10 protein-coding genes are annotated in these 9457 nt (G+C 68.2%); 7 read left to right on the top strand and 3 right to left on the bottom strand.

Annotated features, from left to right (window positions below):
• Positions 1-752, top strand: a 752-nt coding sequence (locus B0T44_RS27370) for a DUF6542 domain-containing protein (protein WP_081512698.1), incomplete at its 5' end; no start/stop codon positions are given.
• 261 nt (positions 753-1013) lie between these two features.
• Here B0T44_RS27370 and B0T44_RS25285 read toward each other — a convergent pair.
• On the bottom strand, positions 1014-2012 hold the full coding sequence (locus B0T44_RS25285) for a 4-hydroxy-3-methylbut-2-enyl diphosphate reductase (protein WP_077114606.1): 999 nt from the start codon (positions 2010-2012) through the stop codon (positions 1014-1016).
• A gap of 88 nt (positions 2013-2100) precedes the next feature.
• Between B0T44_RS25285 and B0T44_RS25280 the strand changes: the two genes are divergently transcribed.
• Genes B0T44_RS25280 through B0T44_RS25270 form a run of 3 tightly spaced genes read left to right on the top strand, consistent with a single transcriptional unit; the run spans position 2101 to position 4497 of the window.
• Positions 2101-2823 carry a lipid droplet-associated protein gene (locus B0T44_RS25280; protein ID WP_077114605.1) on the top strand — a complete coding sequence of 241 codons (723 nt, stop codon included), beginning with the start codon at positions 2101-2103 and terminating at the stop codon, positions 2821-2823.
• Positions 2820-4187: an exodeoxyribonuclease VII large subunit gene (gene xseA, locus B0T44_RS25275; protein ID WP_077114604.1), complete on the top strand. Its 1368-nt coding sequence runs from the start codon at positions 2820-2822 to the stop codon at positions 4185-4187. Before B0T44_RS25280 ends, xseA begins: the two co-directional genes overlap by 4 nt.
• Positions 4188-4236: 49 nt before the next feature.
• A complete protein-coding gene (locus B0T44_RS25270) occupies positions 4237-4497 on the top strand; it encodes an exodeoxyribonuclease VII small subunit (protein WP_077114603.1) in 261 nt (86 codons plus the stop codon).
• Between the two features lie 103 nt (positions 4498-4600).
• Here B0T44_RS25270 and B0T44_RS25265 read toward each other — a convergent pair whose 3' ends face one another.
• Positions 4601-5167, bottom strand: a complete 567-nt coding sequence (locus B0T44_RS25265; RefSeq protein ID WP_077114602.1) for a DUF4245 domain-containing protein — start codon at positions 5165-5167, stop codon at positions 4601-4603.
• A gap of 174 nt (positions 5168-5341) precedes the next feature.
• Here B0T44_RS25265 and glpX point away from each other — a divergent pair, with 174 nt between their 5' ends.
• The 3 genes from glpX (at position 5342) to B0T44_RS25250 (ending at position 8220) form a co-directional block, all read left to right on the top strand.
• Positions 5342-6385, top strand: coding sequence for a class II fructose-bisphosphatase (gene glpX, locus B0T44_RS25260; RefSeq protein ID WP_077114601.1), 1044 nt, complete (start codon positions 5342-5344; stop codon positions 6383-6385).
• A gap of 221 nt (positions 6386-6606) precedes the next feature.
• Positions 6607-7221: an LGFP repeat-containing protein gene (locus tag B0T44_RS25255; RefSeq protein WP_077114600.1), complete on the top strand. Its 615-nt coding sequence runs from the start codon at positions 6607-6609 to the stop codon at positions 7219-7221.
• A 141-nt stretch (positions 7222-7362) separates the two neighbouring features.
• Positions 7363-8220, top strand: a complete 858-nt coding sequence (locus B0T44_RS25250) for an acyl-ACP desaturase (RefSeq protein ID WP_077114599.1) — start codon at positions 7363-7365, stop codon at positions 8218-8220.
• A gap of 88 nt (positions 8221-8308) precedes the next feature.
• On the opposite strand, the gene B0T44_RS25245 is transcribed toward B0T44_RS25250, so the two are convergent.
• Positions 8309-9457 (bottom strand): class II fumarate hydratase (locus B0T44_RS25245; RefSeq protein ID WP_081512697.1); only part of this gene is annotated, 1149 nt, incomplete at its 5' end.

Genomic DNA, 9457 nt, shown 5'->3' with positions numbered 1-9457 from the left:
TCGGCGACGGCAGCGAGCTCACCGGTTCGTTCTCCACCATGTATGTGATCGGCTGTCTGGCGGCTGTGCTCGCCGTGCGGCTGCGCGGGCTGTTCACCACGCTGGTGCTGCCGCCGCTACTGCTGTTCGTCGCGGTGCCGCTGGCCTATCAGCAGCTCACCGGCAGCGTCTCGACATCGATCAAAGACATCCTGCTGAACCTGGCCATCCCGCTGGTACACCGATTCCCGGCGATGATGATCGCCACCGTGCTGGTGCTGCTGGTCGGCGCCGCACGCATCGTGATGCATCGGCAGGAGCAGGCCGCCGAGCACTCCACCGAAGCCCGGCGCGGTACCAGCTGGGGGCGCCGCCAGGCGGACCGCCCGCGCCCCGGCCGCGGCAAGGGGTCTCGCACCTCCGGAGCCACCCGGCGCAAGCCGAAGAACTCCGAACTCGACGACCACAACGGGGTCGGTAGCGACGTCCCGTCCCGACGCAACGGCCGTAGACGACCTGCTCCCGTCGCCGACGCACCGCCCCGAGTAGCGGCCGGTTCCTCCCGCGCCCGCGAACCACGCCGGGAACCCCGCGCCCGTGAGCCCCGTATGCGTGAGCTGCGCACTCGGGTAGACCGCCCGGCGGCCCCGTTCCCCGACGAACCGTCCCGCCCGGCCGCGAACCGGCGCCGCGGCGAACCGCCGCACCCGCAGCCCATCGTGCGCTATCGAGACCGCGAACCGGCGGAACGGCGCAGGCCGGAAACCTTGTAGCCGCACGCTCAACCACTGCCCGAGCCGTCGAAGAGCCATCAGCGACCTGCTGGGCGGGGCTGAACCCTCGGGTGCCGCCCTGGCAGGCCGACACCGAGCAAGCCGGAGGGAACCGTCCGGGCCGGACAGGTAGCAGAGCCGTACGAGACCGGCAGAATCAGGCGATCCGACCGACCCGAACAAGCGCGCCGATCGGCCGAGATGGCCACTGAGCGGCGGCGTATACGCCCCCGGATCGCGCAATGGAGCCGGTGGACAGGATCAGCGACGCGAAGAGCGCAACTCCCGCGGCAGCGCGAAGACCAGGGTTTCGTTCGCGGTGGTCACCGGCTGCACCTCGCCGAAGCCGTGCTCGGCGAGCATGTCCAGCACCCCTCGCACCAGGATCTCGGGCACCGATGCTCCGGAAGTGATGCCGACGGTGCGCACACCCTCCAGCCACGCGGGGTCCACCTCGCGGGCGTAGTCGACCAGGTGTGCTGCCTTGGCTCCCGCGCCGAGCGCGACCTCGACCAGTCGCACCGAGTTCGAGGAGTTACGCGAACCGACAACGATCACCAGATCGCATTCCGGCGCCATCGCCTTCACCGCGACCTGCCGGTTCTGGGTGGCGTAGCAGATATCGTCGCTCGGCGGGTCCTGCAGCGCGGGGAACTTCTCGCGCAGCCGGGCCACCGTCTCCATGGTCTCGTCGACGCTCAGCGTGGTCTGCGACAGCCAGATCACCTTGGACTCGTCGCGCACGGTGATCTTGTCCACCGCGTCCGGCCCGTCCACCAGCTGCACGTGTTCGGGGGCCTCGCCCGCGGTGCCTTCGACTTCCTCATGGCCTTCGTGGCCGATCAGCAGGATGTCGTAGTCGTCACGGGCGAACCGCTTGGCTTCCTGGTGCACCTTGGTGACCAGCGGGCAGGTGGCGTCGATGGTGCGCAGGTTGCGTTCGGCGGCGTCGGCGTGCACCGCCGGGGACACACCGTGCGCGGAGAACACGACCAGCTCACCTTCGGGCACCTCGTCGGTTTCGTCGACGAAGATCACCCCGCGTTCGCGCAGCGTCTCCACCACATGCCGGTTGTGCACGATCTCTTTACGCACATAGATGGGGGCGCCGTGCTTTTCCAGCGCCTTCTCCACCGTTTCGACGGCGCGGTCCACGCCCGCGCAGTAGCCGCGCGGTTCGGCGAGCAGCACCCGCTTGCCGGCGGCGACAGGGGTGAGGGTGCTGGTGGTTCCGATGCTCAACGGTATAGCCGAGGACATGCCAACAACCATACGTGCGCGCGAGCCACAGCCACCTGTTGCGCCTGCCATCTTTTGCACATCGCACCATTTCGGGCAGGCTAGGACCATGTTCCGACCACCGTTCCTGGCCCGGGTCGCCGCCGGTGCCGCCGTCTATGCCATCGAGGAGACTCGACGGCTGCCGTCGGCGGCGGTGAAATTCCCTGTGACCGCGATCAGTCAGCTCCTGCAGACCAGCATGCATGTCCAGCAGTTCGTCACCAGCCTCGCGATCAAAGGCGACATGGTGTTCGAGCGTCTGGGCGCCCGCCCTGTCGAGCAGCCGGAGTGGGCGACCTTCGACGAGGACAACGACCCCGCCGACCCCGCCGACCCGGTCGGCACCGTCGGCGGCCGTTCGGTCCGCAACAGCGGTTTCGATCGTTTCGACGCCGACCCGGCGGAGGTGGAAGCCGCGCTCGCCGACACTTTGGCCGGGCTGCGCGCCCTCCAGAACATCGAGAGCGACGGCAGCGCGGCCGGTGCACCGGCGAACAGTGGTGCCACCGTCACCGCGCCGGAGCCCGCCGTCGAATCCCCCGTCAGCAGCGAGACCGTGGCTGGGGCGGCTGGGGTCGACGACACCGTGCAGACAGCCGAAGTGGTGGAACCGGAAGTCGCCGCCCGCTACGACTACGTCAATATGACGTTGGCTCAGCTGCGCGCCCGCCTGCGCATGCTGACCGTCGACGATCTGACCGCGCTGCTGGAGTACGAGCAGCAGACCCGCGCCAGGGCGCCGTTCGTGACCATGCTGACCAACCGGATCGCCACCGTGCGAGCCCAGTGACCGAACCCACCTCGTCTCCGCCGCCGGTTGGCCGGGCCTCCTCTGGTCAACCCCAGCGCGCGACCGCCCCCGCCAACACCGCCGAGCACCCTTGGCCGGTGCGTTCGGTGGCGATCAAGGTCGCCCAGTGGATCGACCGGCTCGGCAGTATCTGGGTGGAGGGGCAGATCACGCAGATGAATCTGCGGCCGGGCACCCGCACCGCGTTTCTGGTGCTGCGCGATCCGTCGGCGGATATGTCGCTGTCGGTGACCTGCGATCCGGCACTCATCCGCAGTTCACCGATCCCGCTGCAGGAGGGCAGCCGGGTGGTGGTCTACGGCAAGCTCTCTTTCTTCACCGGCCGCGGCACCCTGTCGCTGCGGATCACCGAGATCCGTCCCGTCGGGGTGGGTGAACTGCTGGCCAGGATCGAACGGTTGAAGGCGCTGCTGGCCGCCGAGGGATTGTTCGACCCGCGGCTCAAGCGGCCGATCCCGTTCCTGCCCGGCACCATCGGTGTGATCACCGGACGCGCCAGCGCCGCCGAACACGATGTGCTCACCGTCGCCCGCAACCGCTGGCCTGCGGTGCGTTTCCAGGTCCGCAACACGGCCGTGCAGGGGCCGACAGCGGTCCCGCAGATCATGGAAGCCCTCGCCGAACTCGATCGCCACCCCGAGGTGGACGTGATCGTGCTGGCTCGCGGCGGCGGCAGTGTGGAGGATCTGCTGCCGTTTTCCGATGAAGCGCTGTGCCGCGCCATCGTCGCCGCGAGGACCCCGGTGGTCAGCGCGATCGGGCACGAACCAGACAATCCGCTCAGCGACCTGGTCGCCGACCTGCGCGCCGCAACCCCCACCGATGCCGCGAAACGTCTCGTCCCCGACGCCGCCGTCGAACTCGCCACGGTGCGTGAGCTGCGCGCCCGCTCCGCCGCCGCGCTGCGCGGCTGGGTGGACCGCGAGACCAGGGCGCTGACCCAGTTGCGTTCCCGCCCCGTGCTGGCCGACCCGCTGCGCGAACTCGACCACCGCCGCGACGAGGTGGAACGCTGGCGCACCGCCGCCCGCCGCTGCGCCGAACAACTCATCCGCACCGAAACCACTGCCACCCGCCACCTGCGCGACAAACTCACCGCTGTGGGCCCGGCCGCCACACTGGCTCGTGGTTACGCTGTCGTGCAACGCGTCACCGGACCCGAACGCCATGTGGTGCGCAGTATCGACGACGCCCAGCCCGGCAGTCAGTTACGTATCCGCGTCGCCGACGGCGCGGTCAACGCTGCCGCGCTTGGCGTCACCCCGCTCGGCGCCCGCACCACAGTCGCGCCGAGCAGCAAGCCTGGGGCCACGACCGGCGACGAGACCAGCGGCCCCGGCTAGGCCGCGGCCTCGAGCACCGACATCACACCTACGTGGAGAGGACCTGACGTTGCCCGATTCCTCCGCCGACGCCGACTCGGCCAGCGCTCCCGACCTTGCCGAAATCGCCACCTTCGGCTACGAACGCGCCCGCGACGAACTGGTCAATGTGGTGAAGAGACTCGAACAGGGCGGCCTCGACCTCGACGACTCCCTGGCCCTGTGGGAACGCGGCGAAGCCCTCGCCAACCGCTGCGAGGAACACCTCGCCGGAGCCCACCGACGCATCGAGGACGCCCTCTCCCAGTCGGAACCAGCCGACCTGGAATAGCCCGTGAAGGACGATCTTCGGACACGAACGCCGGCCGAAGATCGGATGCGGCCACCCACTGGTGGACGTGCCGATTTACTGGCGGATGTACGGCGTCGCCTCGCTACGGCGTGAGAGGCTGGGCCGTACCTACGGCCTGAGCGAGGGTGGTGAACGCCTCGTTGTTGCCCGCGCCGCGGATCAGGACACGGACGTCACCGAAGTCGGAGACCCAGGCGGGTTCGGCGCCGGGTTCGTCATAGACCACCCATTTCTGGGTGCCGATCTGTTCGGTGCCGGTGGCGTAGCGGCGGCCGACTGTGTGGGTGACCAGGAGTTCTTCGGTGGCGTTGCTCTGGTTGAGCTGCATGTAGGTGCCCTGGTCGGTGATATAGCCGACTGTGCTGACGGCGCCGCCGCCTGCTTCGGCGATGGTGTCGCGGCTGCCGGAGTTCGGTTTCCAGCTCGCAGGCAGCTCGGGTTCACGGATCGGGAAGGACAGGCTGGTCGCGTCGGATTGCAGCGCGGCCTCGGCGTCGAAGCTGGGGATCGGGCCCTGGGTGGGGCCGTTGACGGCGAAGCTGCACTGGCTGGCCGCGCCCGCGAACACCACAACGATCAGCACCAACGGGATCAGCGAAAAGAACAGGTCCCGATAGTCGTGCAGGATGCGCGGCTTTTGATACGACACGCATCCAGTATCCACTCGCGGACAGCCGGGGACCTCGTGCCCCCGTATCCGCTCTGGTGGGTGCGGTCTGCGGACGGACTACGCCCGGTCGCGCCCACGAGGGGGTACCGGTACGCGGGCGAGGTGAATGAGACAATTGCACCAGTACGTTCGACGCCAAGGAGGCACCCCGCAATGACGGCATCTTCCACCGCTTCCAGCCGCCGCGAGGCGCCCGACCGCAATCTCGCTTTGGAACTCGTCCGCGTCACCGAAGCCGGCGCGATGGCGGCGGGCCGCTGGGTCGGCCGCGGCGACAAGGAAGGCGGTGACGGCGCTGCGGTCGATGCCATGCGACAGCTGGTGAGCTCGGTGTCCATGCGCGGCATCGTCGTGATCGGCGAGGGCGAGAAGGACGAAGCGCCCATGCTGTACAACGGCGAGGAGGTCGGCAACGGCGACGGCCCCGAGGTGGATTTCGCGGTCGACCCGATCGACGGCACCACGCTGATGTCGAAGGGTTCCCCGGGCGCGATCTCGGTGCTCGCGGTCGCCGAACGCGACGCCATGTTCGACCCGTCGGCCGTGTTCTATATGCACAAGATCGCCGTCGGCCCCGAGGCCGCGGACGTGATCGATATCTCGATCCCGATCGGCGAGAACATCCGGCGCGTCGCAAAGGCGAAGAAATCCTCGGTGTCGGATCTGACGGTGTGCATCCTGGACCGTCCCCGGCATGCCGAACTGATCCAGCAGATCCGGGATGCGGGCGCGCGTATCCGCCTGATCTCCGATGGTGATGTGGCAGGCGCGATCGCCGCCGCTCGCCCGGATTCGGGCACCGACATCCTGGTCGGTATCGGCGGCACCCCCGAAGGCATCATCGCCGCCGCCGCGATGCGCTGTATGGGCGGTGTACTGCAGGGCAAGCTGGCCCCCACGGACGACGAGGAACGCCAGAAGGCGATCGACGCGGGCCACGACCTGGACCGGGTGCTGGTCACCGAGGATCTGGTGTCCGGCGACAATGTCTTCTTCTGCGCGACCGGCGTCACCGACGGTGACCTGCTGCGCGGGGTGCGCTATTACGGCGGCGGTGCCTCCACTCAGTCGATCGTGATGCGATCGAAGTCGGGCACGGTGCGGATGATCGACGCCTACCACCGGCTGACCAAGCTGCGCGAGTACTCGTCGGTCGATTTCCACGGCGACGACGACGCCGTTCCCCCGATGCCCTGACCGGCTCGGTACCTGCCCGAAAGCCGATCAGGACACTTCCGGGCCAATCAACAACATATGGTTCACGTCACTTTTCCTGGGTATCATGCCCGTGACTACCAATCCGGCGGCGGCCCGGCGATTCCTCTGATTCGCCGGGCCGTTGCCGCACCAGGCCCGGCCTGCGCGGTGCACCGCGTATCGACGGTCAACCGGGTAGGCCATTCGCGAGAGGATGGACCATGCACCATTTCGCTCGACGTACGGCTGGATTCGCGGCAGCGATCGCGGCGGGGGGCTTACTGGTCGCAGGATGCGGCGACGACAACAACGACACCAGCGATGATGTCGGTTCGCTGACCTCGGCTGTGATACCCGGCCAGGACACCGAGGGGCAGGGCCGGACCGGTGAACAGACCGAGGAGACATCGCCCACCGGTACCGCGACCGGTACCGAAAGCCCCGGTCAGTCCCCCGGCGCCGCGGCAGGCGAAACCACGGTCTCCACTCCCGACGGCGATATCACCGTTTCCGGGGAGATCTACCAGAAGTACGAGGAAGCGGGCGGCCAGACCAGCCCGCTCGGATTGCCGCGCGAAGCCGAGGAGGAGGGCCCTGACGGCGGCAAATACCAGGACTTCATCGGCGGCACCATCGCCTGGAGCCCGGACACCGGCGCCCATATCGTCTGGGGCGATATCCGTCAGGCGTGGGAGGACAACGGCGGCGCAGCCGGCGGCCTCGGCTACCCGGTGAGCGACGAGGAGGTCACTCCCGAGGGCAAGAAGAGCGAATTCGCCGGCGGCACGATCACCTGGAACGAAGCCGACCGGCAGACCACCGTCACCGAAAAGTAGCCCCACCCCACGGCCACGCTGCCACGCGAGCACTCGCCCTGCGGCGTGGCCGTGGGTTCGCACACAGCCCCAACCCGCCGCGTTTCGTCGGCGATCACAGCAAGGTGTCCCCGCCGGCCCTCGACCCGCTAGGTTGGTTCCGTGCAAACACTGCTGACCGATCGTGAACTGCTGGAATCGCTCGCCGACGAGGTGGAGAGCAATCTACGCCGCCATATCGACGCCGCCGAGCCGTGGCAGCCGCACGACTATGTGCCGTGGGACGACGGACGTAATTTCGGTTTCCTCGGCGGCACCGACTGGGACCCGAGCCAATCCCAGCTCAGTGAGGTCGCGAAGCTGGCGCTCACGGTCAGCGTGCTGATCGCCGACAACCTGCCCTCCTATCACCGGGAGATCGGCAAATACCTGCGCACCGGCTCCTGGTGGCGCTGGGTGGGTCGCTGGACGGCCGAGGAGAACCGGCACGAGATCTTGATCCGCAACTATCTGATGGTGACCCGCGCGGTGGACCCGGTGGAACTGGAGCGGCTGCGCATGGCGCATATGACCACCGGTTTCCGCCGTGAGCCGCTGCACCTGCTGGACGTGCTGGCCAACTGCGCGTTCGAGGAGGCCGCCGCCACGGTCCGGCACCGCAACACCGCCGCTCTGAACGAGAACCCGATCGTCACCGCGATCGCCGAACGCCTGGCCGACGACGACGAACGGCAGGCCGAATTCTTCGCCGATTTGGTCGCCGCGGGCTTCGACAAGGCCCCCGACCAGACGATGCGCGCCGTCGCCGACCGGGTCGCCGCATTCGAGGTGCCCAGTATGACGCTGCCCGACGGCCGCAACAGCAACGAGGTGCTGGCCGAGGCCGGTATCTACGATCCGGCGAAGCAGGGCGAACTGGTTTTCGCGCCGCTGCTGGCGAAATGGAATGTTTTCACCCGCACCGATCTGGGTGAGACCGGCGAGCAGGCCCGGGCCGAGCTCGCACATCTGCGCGGCTGATGCCCGGCGGGGCCCGGCTGCCCCGCCCTGAGTACCGCCGACCGGCACCGCCGTGGTCACTCTCTGCCACGGCGGCACCGCGACGGTGTTATCCCTCCTTGTCGACCCGGGTCATCGACAGCACGTCCAGCCTGCGATCCAGCTCCGCTTCGGTGAGCTGTGCCCCGATCAGGCCGCGATCGATGACCGTCTGCCGGATGGTTTTCTTCTCCTTCAACGCCTCTTTCGCCACCGCCGCCGCTTCCTCGTAGCCGATGGCCGAGTTCAGCGGGGTCACGATCGACGGCGAGGATTCGGCGAGGGTGCGCAACCGTTCGGTGTCGGCGGTCAGCCCGCGCACACAGCGGTCGGCGAACAACCGGGAGACATTCGCCAGCAGGCGGATCGATTCGAGCAGGTTGCGCGCCATCACCGGGATGTAGACGTTCAGTTCGAAATGCCCACCCGCACCGGCGAACGCGACCGCGGCATCATTGCCGACCACCTGCGCGGCGACCTGCGTAACCGCTTCCGGCAGCACCGGATTCACCTTGCCCGGCATGATCGAGCTGCCCGGCTGCAGATCGGGCAGCTGCAGCTCGGCCAGCCCGGTGAGCGGTCCCGAGCCCATCCAGCGGATATCGTTCGCAATCTTGGTGAGACTCACCGCGATAGTGCGCAGCGCACCCGAGGTCTCCACCAGCCCGTCCCGCGCGGCCTGCGCTTCGAAATGATCCTGCGCCTCGCACAAAGCGTCGATACCGGTGGAGCGCACCAGTTCGGCAACCACCTTGGCACCGAACCCGTCGGGCGCGTTGAGCCCGGTACCGACCGCGGTGCCGCCGATCGGCAGCTCACCGAGCCGAGACAGAGTCGCCATCGCACGATCGATACCGAGCGCGATCTGACGGGTGTAGCCACCGAACTCCTGGCCGAGGGTCACCGGCACCGCATCCATCAGATGGGTACGCCCGGATTTCACCACGGTGCGCCATTCGACGGATTTATCCAGCAGCGCCAGCCGCAAATGCTCCAGCGCGGGCACCAGATCGCTGATGATCGCCTCGGTGGCGGCCAGGTGGGTGGCGGTCGGGAAGGTGTCGTTGGACGACTGCGACATGTTCACGTCGTCATTCGGGTGCACCGTGACGCCGTTCGCGGCGGCGATCGAGGCGATCACCTCGTTGGTGTTCATATTGGAGCTGGTGCCCGACCCGGTTTGGAAGACGTCGATCGGGAACTGGTCGTCGTGGCGGCC

It is taken from the genome of Nocardia donostiensis, assembly GCF_002081715.1.
Taxonomy (GTDB): domain Bacteria; phylum Actinomycetota; class Actinomycetes; order Mycobacteriales; family Mycobacteriaceae; genus Nocardia; species Nocardia donostiensis.
Note: the sequence above shows the minus strand (reverse complement) of the source record. Positions and strands in the feature narration are given on the sequence as shown.